We start from the raw sequence: 19,319 nt of genomic DNA, 5'->3' as shown, positions 1-19,319 counted from the left end.
CTTCATGTCGACCGCGAAGACGACCGTGCTCCCGGCAAACGACACCTCAATACAAATTTGGGCTTGCATTTCGGTCCGCGATTAGACGACTGAGACACTACCCTTCCACAGGTCCGCGAACCTGCGACGCTGAATTGGACATTCCAGATGCCGAATGTCTCTATGGGTTGGTGCAACACGATTTCCGCCGTCGCGGTCTTTCCCTCCGACAGGTGACGCACCGCCGAAACCGCCAGCAGAAGTGCGTCACCCGAAATCATAGCCACCGCGGCCTTAGCCGTGTCCTACGCCGCCTGAACGATCTCGACCAGTTCAACGTCGAACACCAGATCCCGTCCGGCCAACGGATGATTGCCGTCGAGCTTGACGCTGGTGTCGTCCACGCCGACGACTGTTACCGGCATCGGGCGCCCTTCCGGGGTTCTGACCTGCAGTCGAGCGCCGATATCGACATTGATGTTGTCTGGTACGCGGGCGCGATCGACGGTCATGACCGCTTCGGGGCGGTGGGGGCCATAGGCGGCCTCGGCGGGAATGGTGACGGTGCTTTTCGCGCCCACCTCCATACCCTCGACATGGGTTTCGAGACCGGCGATCACTTGTCCTTCACCCAACGTGAATTGCAGCGGTTCGTTGCCGGAAGAATCGAATTGGGTGCCGTCTGCCAGGCGTCCATTGTAATTGATGCGCACGGTGTCGCCATTCTTGGCCTGTGTCATGATAGCCATCCTTTGAAAGTTTCGAGGGGCCGGCCAAAGCTCACGGTCCCGTCCTCGATCATCCACGCACTTAGGTGCGCGGCGCGAAACGCTAAAACTAGGGACCTGGCTGCCGATGTAAACCCCGATTGAGCGACGCCGGCATGACCCGCCGGCGTTCGTCGCCTTCGGCAGCAGTGCACCGGACTAGCGGTCATGCCGGCTCAACCCATTCAGGCGACGTGCAAATGGCGGCTAGATCAGGTTATGGCCGCCATCGATGCGGATCGTCTCGCCGGTCGTGAAGTCGCTTTCCATGAGGTAGAGGTAGGCGGCGGCGACGTCCGCAGCGGTCGGAATTTTTCTCGATGGCAACCGGGCAGCCATGTCGGCAAAGAAGCTGGATTTGGCTTCTCCAACAATGCCCCACATCGGTGTATCGACCCATCCGGGCGACACGACATTGACGCGCGTCGGGGCCAGTTCGAGCGCCAGGGCGCGGGCGAAGTAGCTGAATGAACCGGCAATCGCGGAGACGACCGAGCCCCCCGGCACCGGCGGCCGATCCTTATTTATTCCCGAGGTGAAGGTCATCGAGCCGCCGGCCTTCAGGGTGCGCACAGCATGCTTGGAGAGCATGACGGCGCTAATCAGCTTGTTATCGACGAAGCCTCGCACAGCCTTCATGTCTGTACTGCCGATCGGATCGCCGGGCGGCAGTGTTCCGGCGGTCGATACGAGGTGATCGAAGGGACCGACCTCGTCGAACAGGCGAGCGACGTCCGCTTCGTCGGTCATGTCGGCGACCACGCTGGTCACGCGGCCCGCATTGAGCGTCCGTTCGGCAGCCATCAGTTTCTCGGGCGAGCGTCCGACGATCACGACCTTCGCTCCGCCGTTGAGAGCAGCTTCCGCGACGCCGAGACCGATGCCGGAACTACCGCCGACGACGATGACTTTCCTGTCCACGAGCGATGTCATGAGGGTTCTCCGTTCGTTGCGATTGCGGTGAGGGTCAGGCCTTGCCGGCATAGGCGGCTTCGAGGTCGGCGATGATGATCTTGCGCATCCCGTACATCGCCTGCCGGACGCGGTTGGCCTTTTCGCGATCCGGATCGGCACTGAGCCGCGGCAGGATTTCCGGGATGACCTGCCAGTAGACGCCGTATCTGTCGGTGAGCCAGCCGCAGGGTTGTGCCTTGCCGCCGCCGGCGGTGAGCGCCTCATAGTAGTAGTCGGTCTCGGCCTGGTCCCTGGTCTCGATGTAAAGCGAGAGCCGCTCGTTGAAGGGCGGCTGCGGCCCGGCATTGAGCGCAGTAAGGTGCAGTCCTTCGAGCTCGAAATCGAAGGTGGCATGCGGGACCGTCTTGTTGGTTCCGGACACCCAGTCGGTGTATTCGATGGTCTGGAGCGCTTTGCTGTTCTTGAAGACCGAGAGATAGAAATCGCGGGCTTGCTCCGCGTCGGTGTTGAACCAGAGGAATGGGTGGATGGTGGCCATGTCCGTTCTCCATTAATTCCTTGCGACAGCGATCTTTGGCGAAGAGCCTGTCCGCTGTTGCTTTCGTTCAGGCTAGCGGTGGTCCGACGGCCGATAGACCGAACCGTCCCAGTCGCGGGCAAACCCGAGGTCTTCGAGCCGGCGGGTCGAGAAGCGTGCAATCTGCCGCTCGGTCCGGCGCCGGCTGCTCGAGGCGAGGATGCGGCCAGCCATGCCGGTCAGGACGTCGACGATGGGTTCAACTCGTTTGGCGTTCATGGTGCTCTCCCAGAGTGGCGGCAGTTTCAGCAGTTGCCCTGCGACTTTTGTCAGCGAGAGTATAAGTCACATCAAACTCGCCTTTTGCAGCGGCGGTGAATGACTGATTACGCGAACAAACATGCCGGCTTCTGGCCTGGACGACAAACGACTTATCGGCGACAATGTGTGAGCGATGCTCACACATAGGTATCGGTCCATGCCCCGGAAGCTGCCTCCCCTCACCACCTTGCCGAGTTTCGAGGCCGCGGCGCGCCTGTTGAGTTTCTCCAAGGCGGCAGAGGAACTTCATGTCACCCACGGCGCGATCAGCCGGGCGATCAAGAACCTTGAGGATCAGCTTGGTGTGCAGCTGTTCGAGCGCGGTACGCGTTCGGTGAGTCTGACAGCCGTCGGCGAGCCCTATGCGCGGGCGGTGCGCGAGGCGCTCGCCCAGTTGGCCACCGCCACCGCTGCAGCAACAGCCCGCTATTCGAGCTCGACATTGAACGTCAGCACCTCCGATGGCTTCGCGGGCAGATGGCTGGTGCCGCGCCTCTATCGCTTTCACCGTGCGCATGGCGACGTCGATGTGCGGGTTTCGACAAGCGGGAAGCTGACCAACTTCCTCGGCGACGGCATCGATGTCGCCGTCCGTTATGGCAGCGGAAACTATCCGGGGCTCATGTCGGAGTTCCTCACCGGCGAGGAGGTGTTTCCGGTGTGCAGCCCAAAGCTTCTTGAGGGTGCACATCCGCTCCGCACGCCTCAGGACCTCAAACACCACACGCTGATCCGTGACAGCTTTCCGATCGACTGGGCGACCTGGCTGGCTAGCGCCGGGGTCGAGGGCGTGGACCCGCAGAGCGGGATTACCTTCGACTCTGCCACCTTTGCCATGGAGTCGGCCGCACAAGGCGAGGGCGTGGTGCTCGGCCGGACCATGCTCGTTGCGGCCGACCTTGCCGCCGGGCGGCTCGTCCGCCCCTTCGGCCACGCCCTGAAATCCCCCTCCAGCTTCTATTTCGTCTACCCGCCGGAGGCGATCCGTCAGCGCAAAGTCAAGGCTTTCAGGGATTGGCTGCTTTCAGAAGTCACGCCGCAAATGGACTGACGGGAAGGCCAAGAGAACAGGATCGTCTATATCGCGCAGTCACCATCGGCTCCCCCGAAACGCGGTGACGATCCAGGCACGCGAGTCGAAAAGCACACCGTCCGCCGTCAAATGCGCGTCGAGCAGATCGCGCAACCGCCGCAGCGCCGCATCGACATCCACACCCGCGCGGGCGAGCGGATCCTTGACCAGTTACAGGCCAAGCAAAGCGTCATAGGCCGCATCGACGTCCTGGCCGTAGAAGACCGGCTCATGCACTTCGGCAAAGTCGACCGAAACAAAACCGGATGCACGCAAGATCTCCGCGGTGATGGCGGGGTCGCCAAGCGAAAACGGGGTGGCGGCGCCCGCCGATATGGCGGTCCCCGGCGCAATCGCCCGCTGAATGGCAGTCGCCCACTCGTTGCGGCCCTCGCACTGCCATACCATCCATACAAGACGCGCCCCTGGTCGCAACGCCCGGCCGATGTTGGCGAACGCCGCCGCGGGGTCGGCAAAGAACATCACTCCAAACCGACTAATGCACAGATCGAAACCGGCGCGCGGAAATACCAGCAATTGCGCATCGCCACGCTCAAAGGCGACGTTTCGCAATCCTTCTTCCGCGCTACACTTCCGGGCGATCTCGAGCATCTGCGCCGATACGTCCACGCCGAGCACGCTGCCTTCCACCGCGACACGGGCAGCATCACGAGAGGATTGTCCCGAACCGCATCCGATATCGAGCACGCGATCGCGCGTTCCCACCTTGACCGCAGCCCCGAAGACCCTCGTTGTGCCGTCGCAGTTCGGCGTCATAAAACGCAGCGCAGTTCAGCACCATCGCACGCCTGCCTGGAGATGATGGGCCGGCAGCATTTCCGGCCGCTCTGCCCTGACCTTTTCGCGTCGGGCCACCCCCGAAACTGTCAGCCGCGCCGCGCCGCCTCGATCGCTGCAACGTCGATTTTCTTCATCTCCATCATCGCCTCGAATGCGCGCTTTGCTTCATCGCCGCCGGCGGCCATCGCTTCGGTCAGCACGCGCGGCGTGATTTGCCAGGAGATGCCCCATTTGTCCTTGCACCAGCCGCAGGCACTTTCCTGGCCGCCATTGCCGACGATGGCGTTCCAATAGCGGTCGGTCTCCTGCTGATCGTCGGTGGCGATCTGGAAGGAGAAGGCTTCGTTGTGCTTAAACGCGGGCCCGCCATTGAGGCCGAGACAGGGGATGCCGACGACCGTGAACTCGACCGTCAGCACGTCGCCTGCCTTGCCGGACGGGTAGTCGCTGGGAGCGCGGTGGACGGATTTCACCGAACTGTCGGGAAAAATCTCGGAATAGAAGCGGGCCGCAGCCTCGGCGTCCTTGTCGTACCAAAGGCAGATCGTGTTCTTTGCGATTGTCATTGCTGGTCCCTTTGCTTTCGAAATCAATCTGGGCTTTTGAAATCAACCCGGGTTGCATCGGCGTTGGACCGGACGTGGAAATGCGCTCGTGCCATCGACGTTCCGACAGCAGCAACTGCCCGGAATCAAGGTACCACGACTGCTGCTTTCAGGACCAGATGCGGGCAGTGACTCGAACCGGCGATGGTCTGCCTGCTCCGACTGGCGGCCTCACTCTTTGCGTAGGGCAGCGCCGCTTTGCTCAAGGTCGCGCTGGCTTGCCGTTGGCGCGCCGTTGCCTCAGAAGGCGCATGAGCAAGTTCCGTCTGTCCTTGCGCGGGACGAGTTCGATATCGCTGACAAGTTTTGCGCCGCCCTTGTGCCGCTCCAATGTGATCTTGCGGCTGTGGAAGGCCTCCAGCTCGGCGCGGTGCGCTACGCTTATGATGGTGACCTTCGGCAATTCGCGAATAATCATCTCCATCATCTTGTCTTGGCTCTTCTCATCGAGTGCCGACGTTGCCTCGTCCAGCACGATGATATCGGGGCGGTGCAGCAGAAGACGCGCGAAGGCAAGGCGCTGCTTTTCGCCACCCGACAAGGTCTGGTCCCATGGCGCGTCCTCCTCGATCCGGTCGTTGAGGTAGTCGAGTCCCACCTTGTCGAGGGCAGCCTTGATCTTATCCAGCGTCCAGTTGTCGGCGGCGCCTGGATAGGCGACAGCGCGGCGAAGCGTCCCGGTCGGGATGTAGGGCCGTTGCGGCAACATGAACAACCGTCTGTCGGCGCGGATGTTGACGCTGCCGCTACCCCATGGCCACAGACCCGCGACGGCCCGCACCAGCGTACTCTTGCCCGAGCCGGATTCGCCGGCGACGAGCACCCGCTCGCCTGGTTCGATCACGACCTCGGTTTCCTTGACCACGGCGGTGCCGTCGTCGAGCGACACGGAGAGATTGTTCAGGCTGAGCATCGCATCGCCGCCGGTCTCGCCGCGCTTTATGCGTCCCAGCGTGTTGCTCTGTTCCGCCCGCTCGAGCCCGTCGAGCGACATCATCAGCGAGGCGATGCGTCGTGCACAGGCGTTCCAATCGGCGAGACGGGGATAGTTGTCGACCAGCCATCCGAACGCGCCCTGCACGATGGCAAAGGCCGAGGCAGCCTGCATGACCTGTCCAAGTGTCATGCTGCCTTCGAGGAACTTTGGAGCGCAAAGCAAGACCGGCACGACAGGCGCAAACAGGCTCGACCCCTGAGACACCAGTGCCGTGCGCATGTGCTGGCCTGCAAGGAGCGCCCATTGCCTGAGCACATGGGCAAATGTCTTGTCCATGCCGCTGCGCTCCTCCTCCTCGCCGCCGAGCAATGCGATGCTCTCGCCGTTTTCCCGCACGCGCGTCAGCGTGTAGCGGAACTCGGCTTCCGCCTGATTTTTTTCCTCGGAGAGGTGGACGAAATGACGGCCAATGACCGCCATCGAAGTGGACGTGATTGCGGAATAGAGCACTGCGGTGATGACCAGGAAGCCGGGAATGGTGACGGTCGAACCTGCAATCGTCAGGGTCAGGGCGCCGCCGATCGTCCAGAGCACCACGATGAAGGTCGAGGCCGACAGAAATGCGACGATGACACCGGCGATGAAATCGACGGGCGATTCGGTGGCGATCCGCAAATCCTCGGCGATGCGGGCTTCGGGGTTGCTATGATCGCCGCCGACGAGGTTCAGCTGATAGTAGCGGCCGCTTGCGAGCCAGCGCGCGATGACCGCGGTGGTGAGCCAGGACCGCCAGCGGCGCTGTATCCTCATGCGAAAGAAGACCTGTGCCACCACAAGGCTGGCGCTTCCGATCACGAGTGGCAGGAATACGGCGCTCAGCCAATATACGGTGTGGGCATTGCGTTGCTCAATGGCGTCGAAAATTGCGCGATTCCAGACATTGATCCCATACTGGAAGCCGACATTGGCGACGATCAGGACCAGCAGCCCGATCGTCAACGGCCAGGCGACCCTGTCGCCGCTGCCGCCCCAGTAACCGCGCGCGCTGATCCAGAAGCGCTTAAGCAGGTATCTCTTGCGCGCCCGCTCGGCCTCTTCAGGTGTCAGCTCAGGATCGGGTTCGGTGACGTCCGGCGGCGGCGCGGGCTGGCCGACGACCTCTGACGCGACTTCGACAGTCGATTGTTTCTCGCGGCGCGACTTCTCGGAATCGCGCGTTCGGGCGCCGTCAACCGATTTCAGCTTAAATTTAGCCTCGGGCATCCGGCGATAACGGCTTAAAAATCAGAAGGTTTCATAGCGTCGGCCGCCGAGTCTCGCGAACCGTAGCCTCAAGAAGTGGCGCCAACGTCAATTGAGCGCTGCCCATCCAGTCAAAAGGATGAGGACCAACGTGACCAACGCTCCAGAGACGTACAGAATCGTCCCGAGACTATCTCCCTTGGCGGCGTTTCCGCCATGCCGATAGATTCCCAGATGGAGGAGGCGTATCGCCAGGTGAGCCCAGACCAATGTCGCCAAAGTGGGCGCTCCAACACCAACCGTCATCGCTAGCACTGCGGGCGCGATAGGGGGCGCCAATGCCTCGACCGAGTTCATGTGAACGGGGTCGATCCTATAGAGCCGGTTGTCGTCGTCTGCCGGGATTACCGGTCTCGCCAGCGCTCCTGCCAACCCATTGGACGAACCCGAGTAGACTGCCGATACTATCGAGAGCAAACAAGAGCGCGAGCACGCCGAGAACGCTTAACAATAGACTTCCGTCTTGTCTCCACTCACTGGGATCGCAGTGGACCAAACGGTTCTTGCCAGTCACACCCTCAAAGTCGCCAACGGTGTCAGGCGGTCGCACCGGGGAAAAGGTCGTGGAACCGCCGCAAGTACAGCGGCCAGCCTTGATCGCTATCAACCCCCCCGCGCACGCCCTCCCAGCCTTCGCCATGGCGTTCGAGATTCCGGTGCTCGATCTCAACCCGGGTTCGGTTCTCCGTCTCAGGCGTGAACCGGACTTCCCATTCGCTGGTTTTGTTCAGGTCGCTCTCAATCTGCCACCGAGGGCTGATGTCCCAGCTCAGAATCAGCCGGCTGGGGGGATCGTAAGCCAACACACGAGCCCAGCGGCACTCGCTGCCGTCCACGCCGCGATCGTAAACGTGGCCCCCGACCCAGGGTTCGAAGATCGTCTCTGCGATCGGTACGGCAAGAAGATTGTGCTCGCGAGGTTTGAATTTCCCGAAATCCTCGGTGAAGACCTTGAAGGCACGCGCGATAGGTGCCTCGACAACGACGAAATGCCTTACGGGCGCGGTTGCAGGAAGCTTGCTCATGGCTGGTCCTTCTTTGGGTGCTCGACGGCCAGTTTGTAGCTCGCCAGGGTCTTGCTCCAGAACTGATCGATTTCCGCGCGCAGACTTGCTAGGCCGTCCGGATCGATACGGTATATTCGTTCCTTGCCTGAGCGCGTGTCGGCCACAAGCCCGGCATCCTTGAGTACTTTCAAGTGCTGAGAGACCGCCGGCCTGGTTACAGGCAGCACACGAGCAAGTCCGCTGACCGAACAAGGCTGTTCGACCAACAATTCGAATATCGTGCGCCTCGTCGAGTCTCCGAGCGCTGTCCAATGTTTCGCGTTAGTGGCCACTAACGCGAACTTAAATCGATGGGCCTGCGCTGTCAACCTGGAGGGGTCGACGGTGCGGAACCACAGCCCCGGTCGGACCCTGTCGGTTAACGGGAAAACTGTTGCTCGCGTTTTCGGAATTGCTCACGCGCCAGCCCCGAGTTCCGGAACAAGGGTGCGATTTTGCCGTTGAGCCAGAAACTGGAAGCGACCCGCATGTCCGAATTGCCGAACGAAGAGATCGAAGGGCGGCTGAACGCCCAGCGCGAGACTCTGGCGCTGGTCGTTGCGCTGCTTGCCAGCAAGGATACGGCACCCGAGCGAATATGGGCCGAACTGGAGGCCCGTTTTCAGTTTCAGAACAGTCAGGAGGACCCTGGCGTCCTGCCAAGCCGCGCATTCGCCATCGAAGCTGCGAAGATGCGGGAGTTCAAGCTGATCGCCGAAGAGGCGCAGGCGCGCAATGCGCAATGGAACGGCAGGGACAAGCCACAGGGCGCCAGCTGAAACCCCGGAGAGTGAATGCAGGACCGGCTATTTTACGATGACTGAGCAAGCGTCAGCTTTGCTGCAAAAGTGTACGTGCCAACTCTTGCCATTCCTCGTCAAGCGTTAAGGTCGACGGCGCCGCGTTGCTGCGGCGATACCAATATTCCGCATTCGACTGGTCGCCTTCCTTGCGGTGGAGATAGGCATGCACGTGCATGCCCGCCGTATCGTCGCGCTGCTGCGCGCATTCGTGCGCCTTAGCCCAATCGCCCTTTGCATCCCACCACAGCGCCTGCAGGGCAGGGCTCAAGCCGGCTGGCGGCTGTGGTTTTGCAATCGAATCCCTGAAGGCTTGCAGATCCATTTTCCACCTTAGCGACGGTGCAGGCGCCGATAATAACCGCGCCGGCAGCCGACCGCTAGCGCGCATCGGGCGGTATGGCCGGAATGGGTGTCGGCAGCGCTGAGCGCGGACGGCCGATAACCGCGCGGCCGGAGGCTTGATTCGATGGCGTGCATGAACTTGATTCGATGGCGTGCATGAAATAGTGCGCGCCACGACACCATGATGCCTGGGACAACGAGGATGAGTAGCGAGCCGATGACAGCCCCGACCAGCCGCGCCAATTCTACCCCGGCACCCGGGCCGACCTTAAACCGGGAGACCTGATCGAAGCCGGCCACAGCGCCAATTACGGCGTGCGAAAGCAGGCGGCCTGGGTCTATCTGAGCGGCACTCTGGATGAAGGACCATCTCGAACGGCTGAGGGCACAAGGCATCGAGGCAATCGATTGATCGCTGAGTCCTGCGATTGCCAAGCTTGACCTGGCTGACGGTCGGCAGTCTCATTTCTGCGTCGCAGCCGCCGCAAAATACGGTTCCACGTCCGCAATGGGGCCGCGAGTTGTCGTTGCTTGCAGGGCTGGAGAGCGGATGCTCCTTTCATCTGGCCGCGAACGTGATGATCTCTGGGCTCGAAGGGCCAAGTGGGCTGCCGTCAAAGTCGCCGAATTGCTGTTCGATCCGTAGCCCCGCGTTCCCCAGCAGGCTCGATAAGGCGTCCGTCTCGAGGAATCGCAAGGTGCTGCGACTAACTTGCGGAAGGCTCGGATGCTTTCCGCCGAACCTGTGGGTGAATGTCACCGTCTGTCCGTCGAACGGCATGATCACCTCTGTTGTGATCTGCACCAGCGATCCGTCAGGCAGCTCAACGACGACCGCATTTTCGGGTGTCCAGTGCTCCCACGCCCGCACCGAAGGGTTCCGCGTTTCGAACGCGAAGCATCCGCCTGGCACAAGGGCGTGTCGGACAGCCGCCATGAAATCCCTCAGGTCTTCGTCACTGACAAGGGCCTGGAATGCATGCCCCGTCATCACAATGAGATCAAACTCGGCTGTCCAGCCGGTCGATAGGAGATCGCCGAGAACCCATTCGATATCCGCGCGCGTTCGTGCGCGATCCAACACGCCGGGTGCTGGGTCGATGCCGCAGAGCCGCCCTGAATGTCCAGCCAGGCGTGCCTCGTGAAGGAGGGTGCCCGTTCCACATCCGACATCAAGCACCGCGTCTGCTGTTAGAATGGGGGGCAGGTAGAAATCATAGTCGTCGCGCGCAGATCTCGGGTGCCAGGCATCGTAGACGGCAGCGAGATATGGGTCGGCGAAAAGCTGGTCGACCATAGGCGGTATTCCCAATCAACTTTGACTGTGCGAGCGGTGTCGCCGCGAGCATATAGCCCATAAGTAGCGTCGATCCTTACCGCACGACCTCGCGGTGGCCGCCGGGCAGGCGGGTGGCGATGAGCTTGTCGATGCGGCGGCCGTCGAGGTCGACGACCTCGAAGCGCCAGCCTTGCGCGTCGACGCATTCGCCGGTCGCCGGCAGATGGTGCAAATGCGACAGCACATAGCCGGCGACGGTTTCGTAATCGCGGTTCTCAGGCAGGTCGATGCCGAGGACCTCCGCCATCTCGTCGGCCTGCATGTAGCCGGCGAGCAGCCATGAGCCGTCCTCGCGCTTGACGGCGTTTTCCTCTTCGCCGGCATCGAGATCGGAACGGAAGACGCCGGTAATCGCTTCCAGTATGTCGGCCGGGGTGACGATGCCTTCGAAATGGCCGTATTCGTCATGCACCAGCGCCATCGGCACGTCGGATTCTTTCAGCGTCGCAAGCACGTCCAGCGCGTCGGCCTGGTCATGCACGATTGGCGCGGCGCGCACGTGCCGGCGCGGGTCGAGAGCGCGGCCGCCGAGCATTGCGGCCAGCACGTCGCGGGTCTGGACGACGCCGATCATGGCGTCGACGCCGCCGTCGCCGGCCGGCAGGCGCGAATGCTGGGTGTCCATCAGCAGCTTCCTGATGGCCGCCTCGTCGGATTGCAGATTGATCCAGTCGACCTCGGTGCGCGGCGTCATCACCGCGCGCACGGCACGGTCGCCGAGCCGCATGACGCCGGCGATCATCCGCCGTTCGTCGGATTCGATGGTGCCGTGGTGCTCGGCTTCGGCGACCAGCATCTTGATCTCCTCGTCGGTAACCTTATCCTCGCTCTGACCGCGCTGGCCAAGCAGCCACAGGAGGGCGCGGCCGGAAAAATCGAGCAGGAAGACCAGCGGCGCCGAGACGCTGGCGAGGATGGTCATTGCCGGGGCGACCCTGACGGCTACCCGTTCGGGGTCGCGCAATGCGATCTGCTTGGGCACCAGTTCGCCGATGATCAGCGAGCCATAGGTGATGAGGGCGACGACGATGCCGACGCCGAGCGGATCGGCGAGGCTTTCGCGGATGCCGGCCGACGCCAGGGAGGTGGCCAGCCGCTCGCCGAGCGTGGCGCCGGAAAAGGCACCGGACAAGACGCCGACCAAAGTGATGCCGATCTGCACCGAGGACAGGAATTTTCCCGGATTGGCGCCGAGCGCCAGGGCCCGGCCGGCGCCCTTGACGTTGCGGTCGATCATCGTCTTGAGGCGCGCCGGCCGCGACGAGACGATGGCGAGCTCGGACATCGACAGAAGGCCGTTAATGCAGATGAGGACGACCACGATGGCAATTTCAGCATAAAGCATGCCGGGTCCATAGCATTGCCGCGCTGTTTTCGAAAATAGGACGGTCGCGCTTTTTAAATTTAGCGAGCCGGGCAATCAGGCGGCACTCCTGCCACATCCCAGGGCGGCGCGGCAAAATGCTCGATCAGGGCGTCGACGACGACGCGCACCTTTGGCGCGAGATTGCGTGTTACCGGCCAGATGGCATGCACCACGGTGTTTTCGACAAGACTGTCCGACAGAACCATTTCGAGCTCGCCGCGCCTGATGCTGTCGGCCGTCAGCCATGTCGGCAGATAGACGATGCCGCAGCCGGCCAGTACCGCATCGAGCATCGGTTCGCCGTGACCGAGCACCAGCCGCGCCTTGGGCGCGAATTTTTCGAGACGGCCGTCGGCGTGCCTGACGGTCCAGGGATGGACCGTGCCGTCGCGGCCGTAGCCGATGAGGCTGTGCCTGGCCAGGTCCTCGATCGATTGCGGCCTGCCATGGGCGTCGAGATAGGCGGGGGCGGCGCAGACGCCCGAACGCTGGGCATAGATGCGGCGCGCGGCGAGCGACAAGCTGTCGTCGAGGTCGCCCATACGCACCGTCAGGTCGATGCCTTCCTCGATCAGGTCGACGCGCCGGTCGTTGAAGGAGATTTCCATCGTCAGATCCGGATATCTTTTGGAAATCTCGAACAGCACTGGGGCGACGCACCGGCGGCCGAAGGCCAGAGGCAGGTCGACACGAAGCCGGCCGGAAGGCACCTGCTTGCGGGAAGCGAGCTGCGACTGGGCGGCATCGATCTCGGCCAATGCCCTGACGCAGGCTTCGTAATAGCTCAGGCCCTCGCTGGTCGGGCTGAGGCTACGGGTGGTGCGGTTGAGCAGGCGAACGCCCAATCGCTGTTCCAGCTGCGCGATCGACTTGCCGACCGCCGATTTGGTGACATGCAGCCGTGCGCCAGCGCCGGTGAAGCTGCCGGCCTCCACCGCGTGAACGAATGCGACGATGCCTTGCAAATTGGCCGATTCCAATGAAGCGCTCCTATTGTAGAGTTTTGCTCCTTAATCTGTTGCAGAACATGCCACATGGAAGCACTTTTCTCCATAGTGAAACGGCGTAAATGTCTCGCGCAATCATCAACCACGGAGCGCGAACCAAATGAGCACCGAAAACAGATCCTGGCAGATGAACGGTTTCGGCCTGTCCAGGTTGAAGCCGGCTGATGGAAAGCTGCCCCAAGCCGGGCCGCATGATCTTCTGGTACGCGTCACTGCGGTATCGCTGAATTACAAGGACAGGATGATCGTCGATGGCGTGCTGATACCGGACCTCAGCTTTCCGTTCGTGCCGACATCGGACGCGGTAGGCGAAGTAGTCGCCATCGGCAGCGAAGTCAGCCGCTTTGGCATTGGGCAGCGCGTGCTCGGCCAGGTGATCGCCGACTGGCCGGACGGCGACGCCCCGCCGGTGCTGCACAAGCATACGCTTGGTTCGTCACTGCCCGGCATGCTGTCCGAGCATGTGCTTTTTCATGAGGATGCCGCCGTGGCGGCGCCGCCGTCGCTCAGCGACGTCGAGGCATCGACGCTGCCGATTGCGGCGCTGACGGCGTGGTTCGCGCTGGTCGAGGCGGCCAAGCCGATCCCGGGCGAAACCGTTCTCATCCAGGGCACCGGCGGCGTGTCGCTGTTTGCGCTGCAATTTGCCGCCGCCTTCGGCCTGCGCGCCATCGTCACCTCGAGCAGCCACGAGAAGCTCGAGCGGGCGAAGGCGCTCGGCGCCTGGAAGGCGATCAATTATCGCAGCCAGCCGGCATGGGACGAGGCTGCGCGCGAACTGACAAACGGCGCCGGCGTCAGGCATGTGCTGGAAATGGTCGGCGGCGACAATGCGCGGCGCTCGCTCAATGCGCTGGGCGCCGACGGCCGGCTGTCGCTCATCGGCCTTCTCGGCAGCATGGAGCTCAGTTTCCCGATCATTCCGTTCCTGCGCAATCGGATCGTCGTCCAGGGCATATCGATCGGCCACCGCCGCGCTTTCGAGCGAATGAACCAGGCGATCGAGACGCTCGCGATCAAGCCGGTGATCGACAAGGTGTTTGGCTTCGACGAGGTGCCGCAGGCATTCGAGCGTCTGGAGACGGGACCGTTCGGCAAGATCGTGATCACCGTGCCCTGAGCCCGTCGGGACGAAATGGGTCAGACGGGAAGGCCGATCGCGCGCCTACGGCAGTTGCAGCAGGACGCCGATGATGGCCTTGCCGTCGGTGAAATAGGGATCGCCTTCGCCGTTGCGCCCGGTCTTTGTGGCGCCGACGCCTGGTATCTTGCTGGTCGAGATCAGCATGCCGGCGGCGGAGAGGTCGCGCATCAGCCCGTCGCGCTCGGCGTCGATGTCGGGGCCGATATGATGGGTGATCGCGCCGGTGTCATGGCTGAGGCCGACGCCCCGGTCGAAGCTTGCCGAGCCGAGCCAGAGCGGCCGGCCGTCGTCTCCGGTCGCATTGGTCTGCCAGAAGCGGACATGGTGGCGCCGGTCGGCGCTGTTGCCGACCGGCTTTTCGAAGGCGAGGTCCTGGGCGCGGCCTTCGAACAGCAGCCGGCTGACCGGCGCGTCGGGATAGGGGCGGTTAAACAGCACGCTTTCGCCGATCTCGATCGCCGTCTTCAGCGTGATCGCGTCTGCCGTATCCCAGCCGGCGACGGCAAAAGCATGGACAAGCTCCTTCTTCATGCCGACCAGGCCGACATTGATCGGATCGCCCGGAATGCCTTGCGGCGTGTGCGTCACCATCTCGAATTGCTGATTGCGAAAATTGCGGTCCCGCAACGTCCAGAACTCAGGCGCGGCGAAATAGGCGAGCGAAAGATAAGCGGCACAGCATGCCACCAACCAGGTCGTTGCACGTCGTCGAAGGCTTCGTTGGCTCAAGAGGCACCACCCAAGCGTCTGCGCATCATCTTAACCGGCGCAGCAAGTCTTGGGCAGGGGCTGCAATCAGCGGCAGGCGCGATAGCCGTTCTTGCGGTTCTTTATGTCGAAATGGAAATGGTTGCGGTGGTCGTAGTTGTAGCCGGGGCCGAGCACGGTGGTGAAATACTGGCAGCCGTCGGCGCGCACATTGTTGAGGAAGCCGCGGGTGCGGAAGGCGAACAGGCCGGGCTTGCGGACGTCGATATCGTCGCCATTGTTGAGTTCGATGCTCATCACGTCGAGCGCATTGCCCTTGCCGTGTTCGGACAAAACACCTTCGCCGGCGATCCTGCGGCAGGAATAGCTCGAGCCCTGGTGGATGGTCTTGACGCCCGAGAAATAGCGCCAGCGGGCCGACGGGACGAGTTCGTTCCTGGTCCAGCCGGCAAAGGTGGCGGCCATGTCGCAGGTCAGCGTCGCGGCCGGCTTCATCTCGACACTGCCGATGGCCGAGACCTTGACAGGATAATCGATGCCGCACTGGCCTTCATGGATCGGCGCCACGTCGGTGTAGACGACACCGAGGCGTTTCAGCTCCTTTCGGCAATCGATCTCGGTGGCCGGCATCTGTTCGGCCGGCGACATCGGGTTGTCCATGCGCGGATAGGCGGCGGTCATATAGGGGTTGGACGGGACGAGGCGCTGCATGCCGGAATATTCCGGGCCGGAACTTTGTGGGTCGGAATTGGGCGCGCCGGAATTGGGCGGGACGGCAGCGGTCTGGCTGCCGACATCGACGGCCGGCTGCAGCGACAGCACGCTGCCGGTATTGCAGGCGGAGACCCCCGCAATGGCAAGCATGGCGGCAAGCCTGCCGGCCATACGCGCGCGCCTTGTTTGCCGCGCGGCGGCAAGCGCAGCGCGAAATATTCCGGCCATCGGCAGGGTTCCTGTCCCCAGATGGCACAGAGTTTAATCGCCAAGGGTAAAGGAAAAATCAGCGGCGCCGTTCACGCCTGCGGCCAAATTGCGGCGCCCGATCTCGGCGGGCTCGATGTCACTGGCAAAACGTGCCGCCATTGCGGCGCGGTTCGAGGTCGAAGTGGAGATGCAGCGAATGATCGGCATCGCTGCCGGGGCCAAGCACGGTCTTGAACGGTCCGCAGGCTGCCTTGCGCACTGCGTTCAGGAATTTCGCGTCCTTTTCCGGCGGCGCGGGGCCGACATCGATCTCCTTCCCGTCCGAAAGCTTGAAGCTGGCGATATCGAGCGCGTTGCCGAAGGCGTGCTCCGACAATTTGCCGCCGCCATTGCGCGACCGGCAGACAAAGGCGGAGGCCTGGCCGATCGATTTAATATCCGCGCCGAACTCGGCCTTTGCGGCAGGCTGGATGACCGAAGCAGCAAAGCGTGCGGCCGCTTCCGCCATCTGGCAATTCAGCTCGGGCTCCGGGCCGATGGCGATGGATTTGCCGAGCGTCCTCAGCACGATCGGGTAGGGGATCGAGCAACCGACCGCCGTATCATGCTCGGGCTTGCGCTCCTCGAAATCGACGCCCATCGATTTCAGCCGCCTGCGGCAGGCCAATTCCTCGGCCGGCATTTCTTTCCCGGCAATGGCGGCCGATCGAGGATCAGGAAGGATTTTTTGCTCCGCCTTCTCGTCTGCCTCGGCGGGGTTTGGTGGCGCGACCGATGGGTTTGCCGGCGGCTCGGCCTGCGCCGGCTTTTCAGGCGGCTGCGGTGCGATCGCCGGTGGCTCCGGCTGCTCGGTCTTGGACTGGCCATTTTGGGGCTGATCGTTTTGAGGCTGACCGTTTTTGGGCCGCTCAGCCTCCGGAGCGGGGCGTGGTTCGGGGACCGGGATCTCGGTTGGCGATGGCGAAGTGGCTTCCCGGTTGGGCTGGGGAACCGGTGCGGTTTGCGGTAGTTCGGGCGCCTTGGCTAATGCAGGTCCCGCCAGCAGCGACGCCGCCGCAACGGCGAGCATCAGTCTGCACAATCCGGAAAAACCAAACGCCGCCATCAGCTCGCAACGGCCAGAATGCAGGGAAGTTGCCTTGGACGAAGGTTCGAGGCGATCACAATCGGTAACCGCGCCGTCACGCGCCGATCGCCTCCAGGCCTTCCTCGAGCCAGTCCGCCAGCAGCGGCATGCCGAGCAGATATTTTGCCGTGCGCTTGTTGGCGCGCTCGCGGGCGGCGGACAGCGCGTCCGTCCATTCCGTCGCGTCATAGTCGCCGCGGCCGACCCAGGCCAACGCAATCAGTTCGGCCGCTTCGTCGACATTGAGATCGTCGATCAGCTCGCGCAATTCTTCTTCGGTGAGATCTTCGGAGCTTTCCTCGGCAAGGCCGTCATGATGGTGGTTGTCGTGCGCGTTGCCGTCGAGCTCTACCTCGTGCTCGGCGCCGTCGGCATAGTCTTCGTTGACGGCGGCGCTGAGCGCCTTCGCCTTCAGGATGAACAGGCGCACGGTGTCGGGACCGATCGAAAGCTCCCAGTCTCGTTCAACGCGTTGCTGCACCGGCCGTCTCCCTGCTTCGTGCTCGGTCGGCCCGATGATAGCGGATTTGCAGCGCTCGTCACGTTATCTTGCGCGGCGGCGTTGATCGTGAGCATGATTTCCGATGCCCTCTCTTCCCGGGATAAGATGGCCTTGCTGGGAGAGATCGCGGTTTTGAGATAGGATGGCATTTTCCGGGGACGAAACGGCTTCGGCCCGGCGTTAGTGTTGCATTGTCAGGTTCAAAGGAGAGTGTAATGCGCAGACGATTGCTGATTTACGCCATGGCCATTGCCGCCCTGCCGCTGATTGCGGCTCCGGCGTTTTCGGCTGGTGAAGGCGGGGGAGGTGGTGGCGGCGGCGGCGGCAATGGCGGCGGCGGCCAGAGCCAGTGCAAGAAGGGGCAGGCCTGGGACAAGAAGCAGAAGAAATGTGTCTCGCCGAAGCAAGGCATGTTGGATGACGACAGCATCTATGATGCCGGTCGCGCGCTGGCGATGGATGGACGCTACGACGAGGCGATCGCCGTGCTCAGCCTCGCCGCCAACAAGCAGGACCCGCGCATCCTCAACTATCTCGGCTATTCGCACCGCCATTCCGGCCGCGTCACCGTCGGCCTCGGCTATTACGAGGAAGCGCTGCGCATGGACCCGAATTACACGCTGGTGCGCGAATATCTCGGCGAGGCGCACCTGCAGATCGGCGATCTTGCCGGCGCCCAGGAACAGCTCCGCGAGATCGAGAAGCGCACGGGCAAGGGGTCTCGCGAATACGGCATGCTGTCGGAGCAGATCGATCACTTCATGAGGAGCTGATCCGCCTTCCGGAACGCTGCTCATAACCGGCTGCGAGCGATCGCAGCCGGTTTTTTGCTGTGCTCACATGCTGCTCCGAACTGGAATTTGGCATCACGGTACACGTGATGCGCTCCTTGACGTTAGGTCAGCCGCGCAATCGGTGGATGATTTTTCAAAAACCGACTTTTTGGACGTGAAAAACCCGCGAAGATTGCTATATCTTGCAAGATTGTGGTGAGACGGTTCCGTTAGCGAGGCTGCCGGACCGTTTTCTTTTTGTACCATCGACAAGGTCGCTCCCGATTGCGGGGGCGGCGGCAGGAAAGGTCAGGCATTATGAACAAGGTCCCGATGACAGGCGAGGGGTTCGCGTCATTGAAGGAAGAACTGCGCTGGCGCCAGCAACAGGAGCGGCCGCGTATCATCGAGGCGATTTCCGAAGCGCGCTCGCATGGCGACCTATCCGAAAATGCCGAATATCACGCGGCAAAAGAGGCACAGAGCCTCAATGAGGGCCGGGTCAACGAACTCGAGGACCTGATCGCGCGGGCCGAGGTGATCGACGTCACCAAGCTCAGCGGCGACAAGGTCAAGTTCGGCGCCACCGTGGTGCTGGTCGACGAGGATACCGAGGAGAAAAAGACCTACCAGATCGTCGGCGACCAGGAAGCGGACGTGAAATCCGGCCGCATCTCGATCTCCTCGCCGATCGCGCGCGCCCTGATCGGCAAGGAAGTCGGCGACGCCATCGAGGTCAACGCACCGGGCGGCGCCAGGGGCTACGAGATCGTCCAGGTGCAGTTCATCTAGGGATTGGCGCTGCTCTGCCTTCTCCCCCTGTGGGAGAAGGTGGCCTCGCGAAGCGAGGTCGGATGAGGGGTGTTCCAGCTTGGCTCCCTCCGCACTCCGTCCAACACCCCTCATCCGTCTCGGCGCTTCGCGCCGATCCACCTTCTCCCACAAGGAGGGCTTTGCATGAAGGGTGTGCTTAACCTGATTGGCCTACTGGGCGTCTTTTGAAGGCGTCTAAGGCCTCGCCCT

General features: G+C 62.5%; 22 protein-coding genes and 2 pseudogenes. 6 read left to right on the top strand and 18 right to left on the bottom strand.

The features are described from left to right. Window positions 1–284: 284 nt before the first annotated feature. The 4 genes from NKH49_RS32845 to NKH49_RS32830 form a co-directional block, all read right to left on the bottom strand. A complete protein-coding gene (locus NKH49_RS32845) occupies window positions 285–719 on the bottom strand; it encodes an FKBP-type peptidyl-prolyl cis-trans isomerase (protein WP_352468461.1) in 435 nt (144 codons plus the stop codon). A 234-nt stretch (window positions 720–953) separates the two neighbouring features. Continuing rightward, the gene (locus tag NKH49_RS32840; RefSeq protein WP_352929722.1) at window positions 954–1,679 is read right to left on the bottom strand and encodes an SDR family oxidoreductase; all 726 of its coding nucleotides are present in this window, start codon (window positions 1,677–1,679) and stop codon (window positions 954–956) included. Between the two features lie 34 nt (window positions 1,680–1,713). Continuing rightward, complete coding sequence (locus NKH49_RS32835; protein ID WP_352450460.1) at window positions 1,714–2,199, bottom strand: VOC family protein; 486 nt, start codon at window positions 2,197–2,199, stop codon at window positions 1,714–1,716. Window positions 2,200–2,271: 72 nt separating this feature from the next. Continuing rightward, window positions 2,272–2,457 carry a DUF1127 domain-containing protein gene (locus tag NKH49_RS32830; RefSeq protein WP_254819235.1) on the bottom strand — a complete coding sequence of 62 codons (186 nt, stop codon included), beginning with the start codon at window positions 2,455–2,457 and terminating at the stop codon, window positions 2,272–2,274. 199 nt (window positions 2,458–2,656) lie between these two features. Between NKH49_RS32830 and gcvA the strand changes: the two genes are divergently transcribed. Next, complete coding sequence (gene gcvA / locus NKH49_RS32825; RefSeq protein WP_352929720.1) at window positions 2,657–3,550, top strand: transcriptional regulator GcvA; 894 nt, start codon at window positions 2,657–2,659, stop codon at window positions 3,548–3,550. A gap of 39 nt (window positions 3,551–3,589) precedes the next feature. Here the strand turns inward: gcvA and NKH49_RS32820 are convergent. From NKH49_RS32820 to NKH49_RS32795, 6 genes and pseudogenes are all read right to left on the bottom strand, one after another. Further along, window positions 3,590–4,373: pseudogene (locus NKH49_RS32820) on the bottom strand (class I SAM-dependent methyltransferase). Between the two features lie 85 nt (window positions 4,374–4,458). Continuing rightward, complete coding sequence (locus tag NKH49_RS32815; RefSeq protein ID WP_352541103.1) at window positions 4,459–4,932, bottom strand: VOC family protein; 474 nt, start codon at window positions 4,930–4,932, stop codon at window positions 4,459–4,461. Window positions 4,933–5,179: 247 nt separating this feature from the next. Then, window positions 5,180–7,177: an ABC transporter ATP-binding protein/permease gene (locus NKH49_RS32810; protein ID WP_352850342.1), complete on the bottom strand. Its 1,998-nt coding sequence runs from the start codon at window positions 7,175–7,177 to the stop codon at window positions 5,180–5,182. Window positions 7,178–7,264: 87 nt separating this feature from the next. Then, window positions 7,265–7,513, bottom strand: a complete 249-nt coding sequence (locus NKH49_RS32805) for an MAPEG family protein (protein WP_502907984.1) — start codon at window positions 7,511–7,513, stop codon at window positions 7,265–7,267. 239 nt (window positions 7,514–7,752) lie between these two features. Beyond that, entirely contained in the window at window positions 7,753–8,241 is a 489-nt protein-coding gene (locus tag NKH49_RS32800) for an SRPBCC family protein (RefSeq protein WP_352929714.1), read from the bottom strand. Beyond that, window positions 8,238–8,555 carry an ArsR/SmtB family transcription factor gene (locus NKH49_RS32795; protein ID WP_023678365.1) on the bottom strand — a complete coding sequence of 106 codons (318 nt, stop codon included), beginning with the start codon at window positions 8,553–8,555 and terminating at the stop codon, window positions 8,238–8,240. Before NKH49_RS32795 ends, NKH49_RS32800 begins: the two co-directional genes overlap by 4 nt. A gap of 195 nt (window positions 8,556–8,750) precedes the next feature. Between NKH49_RS32795 and NKH49_RS32790 the strand changes: the two genes are divergently transcribed. Then, complete coding sequence (locus tag NKH49_RS32790; protein ID WP_352816103.1) at window positions 8,751–9,041, top strand: hypothetical protein; 291 nt, start codon at window positions 8,751–8,753, stop codon at window positions 9,039–9,041. A gap of 52 nt (window positions 9,042–9,093) precedes the next feature. Here the strand turns inward: NKH49_RS32790 and NKH49_RS32785 are convergent, their stop codons facing one another. Continuing rightward, on the bottom strand, window positions 9,094–9,387 hold the full coding sequence (locus NKH49_RS32785) for a hypothetical protein (protein WP_352450453.1): 294 nt from the start codon (window positions 9,385–9,387) through the stop codon (window positions 9,094–9,096). A 275-nt stretch (window positions 9,388–9,662) separates the two neighbouring features. Between NKH49_RS32785 and NKH49_RS32780 the strand changes: the two are divergent. Then, window positions 9,663–9,848, top strand: a pseudogene (locus NKH49_RS32780) (NAD(+)--rifampin ADP-ribosyltransferase); the annotation flags it as partial. Between the two features lie 118 nt (window positions 9,849–9,966). On the opposite strand, the gene NKH49_RS32775 reads toward NKH49_RS32780, so the two are convergent. From NKH49_RS32775 to NKH49_RS32765, 3 genes are all read right to left on the bottom strand, one after another. Continuing rightward, complete coding sequence (locus NKH49_RS32775) at window positions 9,967–10,704, bottom strand: class I SAM-dependent DNA methyltransferase (RefSeq protein WP_352929710.1); 738 nt, start codon at window positions 10,702–10,704, stop codon at window positions 9,967–9,969. Between the two features lie 76 nt (window positions 10,705–10,780). Beyond that, window positions 10,781–12,091, bottom strand: a complete 1,311-nt coding sequence (locus tag NKH49_RS32770) for a hemolysin family protein (protein ID WP_352775078.1) — start codon at window positions 12,089–12,091, stop codon at window positions 10,781–10,783. Between the two features lie 59 nt (window positions 12,092–12,150). Next, window positions 12,151–13,092 (bottom strand): LysR family transcriptional regulator, encoded by a 942-nt coding sequence (locus tag NKH49_RS32765; protein WP_352929707.1) that lies wholly within the window; start codon window positions 13,090–13,092, stop codon window positions 12,151–12,153. A gap of 127 nt (window positions 13,093–13,219) precedes the next feature. Here NKH49_RS32765 and NKH49_RS32760 point away from each other — a divergent pair, with 127 nt between their 5' ends. Next, complete coding sequence (locus NKH49_RS32760) at window positions 13,220–14,239, top strand: zinc-dependent alcohol dehydrogenase family protein (RefSeq protein WP_352929704.1); 1,020 nt, start codon at window positions 13,220–13,222, stop codon at window positions 14,237–14,239. Window positions 14,240–14,284: 45 nt separating this feature from the next. On the opposite strand, the gene NKH49_RS32755 is transcribed toward NKH49_RS32760, so the two are convergent. The 4 genes from NKH49_RS32755 to NKH49_RS32740 all read right to left on the bottom strand — a co-directional run bounded on the left by NKH49_RS32755 (window position 14,285) and on the right by NKH49_RS32740 (window position 17,502). Next, window positions 14,285–14,992, bottom strand: a complete 708-nt coding sequence (locus NKH49_RS32755; protein WP_352929701.1) for an LssY C-terminal domain-containing protein — start codon at window positions 14,990–14,992, stop codon at window positions 14,285–14,287. A 66-nt stretch (window positions 14,993–15,058) separates the two neighbouring features. Next, complete coding sequence (locus tag NKH49_RS32750) at window positions 15,059–15,913, bottom strand: extensin-like domain-containing protein (protein ID WP_352929698.1); 855 nt, start codon at window positions 15,911–15,913, stop codon at window positions 15,059–15,061. A gap of 118 nt (window positions 15,914–16,031) precedes the next feature. Then, window positions 16,032–16,964 (bottom strand): extensin-like domain-containing protein, encoded by a 933-nt coding sequence (locus NKH49_RS32745; protein WP_352921175.1) that lies wholly within the window; start codon window positions 16,962–16,964, stop codon window positions 16,032–16,034. A gap of 112 nt (window positions 16,965–17,076) precedes the next feature. Further along, window positions 17,077–17,502: a DUF3775 domain-containing protein gene (locus tag NKH49_RS32740; protein ID WP_023678354.1), complete on the bottom strand. Its 426-nt coding sequence runs from the start codon at window positions 17,500–17,502 to the stop codon at window positions 17,077–17,079. A gap of 236 nt (window positions 17,503–17,738) precedes the next feature. On the opposite strand from NKH49_RS32740, the gene NKH49_RS32735 reads away from it, so the two are divergent. Together NKH49_RS32735 and greA are read left to right on the top strand one after the other, a co-directional pair. Beyond that, the gene (locus NKH49_RS32735; RefSeq protein ID WP_352816115.1) at window positions 17,739–18,296 is read left to right on the top strand and encodes a tetratricopeptide repeat protein; all 558 of its coding nucleotides are present in this window, start codon (window positions 17,739–17,741) and stop codon (window positions 18,294–18,296) included. Between the two features lie 318 nt (window positions 18,297–18,614). After that, on the top strand, window positions 18,615–19,088 hold the full coding sequence (gene greA, locus NKH49_RS32730) for a transcription elongation factor GreA (protein WP_023719113.1): 474 nt from the start codon (window positions 18,615–18,617) through the stop codon (window positions 19,086–19,088). The last annotated feature ends 231 nt before the right edge of the window (window positions 19,089–19,319 follow it).

This window comes from Mesorhizobium sp. M1088, assembly GCF_040318575.1.
Taxonomy (GTDB): domain Bacteria; phylum Pseudomonadota; class Alphaproteobacteria; order Rhizobiales; family Rhizobiaceae; genus Mesorhizobium.
Note: the sequence above shows the minus strand (reverse complement) of the source record. Positions and strands in the feature narration are given on the sequence as shown.

Bases quoted from the DNA above. Each gene is read 5' to 3' on its own strand.
- NKH49_RS32845 (WP_352468461.1), bottom strand. From the start codon at position 719: ATGACACAGGCCAAGAATGGCGACACCGTGCGCATCAATTACAATGGA.
- NKH49_RS32840 (WP_352929722.1), bottom strand. From the start codon at position 1,679: ATGACATCGCTCGTGGACAGGAAAGTCATCGTCGTCGGCGGTAGTTCC.
- NKH49_RS32835 (WP_352450460.1), bottom strand. From the start codon at position 2,199: ATGGCCACCATCCACCCATTCCTCTGGTTCAACACCGACGCGGAGCAA.
- NKH49_RS32830 (WP_254819235.1), bottom strand. From the start codon at position 2,457: ATGAACGCCAAACGAGTTGAACCCATCGTCGACGTCCTGACCGGCATG.
- gcvA (WP_352929720.1), top strand. From the start codon at position 2,657: ATGCCCCGGAAGCTGCCTCCCCTCACCACCTTGCCGAGTTTCGAGGCC.
- NKH49_RS32810 (WP_352850342.1), bottom strand. From the start codon at position 7,177: ATGCCCGAGGCTAAATTTAAGCTGAAATCGGTTGACGGCGCCCGAACG.
- NKH49_RS32805 (WP_502907984.1), bottom strand. From the start codon at position 7,513: ATGAACTCGGTCGAGGCATTGGCGCCCCCTATCGCGCCCGCAGTGCTA.
- NKH49_RS32800 (WP_352929714.1), bottom strand. From the start codon at position 8,241: ATGAGCAAGCTTCCTGCAACCGCGCCCGTAAGGCATTTCGTCGTTGTC.
- NKH49_RS32790 (WP_352816103.1), top strand. From the start codon at position 8,751: ATGTCCGAATTGCCGAACGAAGAGATCGAAGGGCGGCTGAACGCCCAG.
- NKH49_RS32785 (WP_352450453.1), bottom strand. From the start codon at position 9,387: ATGGATCTGCAAGCCTTCAGGGATTCGATTGCAAAACCACAGCCGCCA.
- NKH49_RS32775 (WP_352929710.1), bottom strand. From the start codon at position 10,704: ATGGTCGACCAGCTTTTCGCCGACCCATATCTCGCTGCCGTCTACGAT.
- NKH49_RS32770 (WP_352775078.1), bottom strand. From the start codon at position 12,091: ATGCTTTATGCTGAAATTGCCATCGTGGTCGTCCTCATCTGCATTAAC.
- NKH49_RS32760 (WP_352929704.1), top strand. From the start codon at position 13,220: ATGAGCACCGAAAACAGATCCTGGCAGATGAACGGTTTCGGCCTGTCC.
- NKH49_RS32750 (WP_352929698.1), bottom strand. From the start codon at position 15,913: ATGGCCGGAATATTTCGCGCTGCGCTTGCCGCCGCGCGGCAAACAAGG.
- NKH49_RS32745 (WP_352921175.1), bottom strand. From the start codon at position 16,964: ATGCTCGCCGTTGCGGCGGCGTCGCTGCTGGCGGGACCTGCATTAGCC.
- NKH49_RS32735 (WP_352816115.1), top strand. From the start codon at position 17,739: ATGCGCAGACGATTGCTGATTTACGCCATGGCCATTGCCGCCCTGCCG.
- greA (WP_023719113.1), top strand. From the start codon at position 18,615: ATGAACAAGGTCCCGATGACAGGCGAGGGGTTCGCGTCATTGAAGGAA.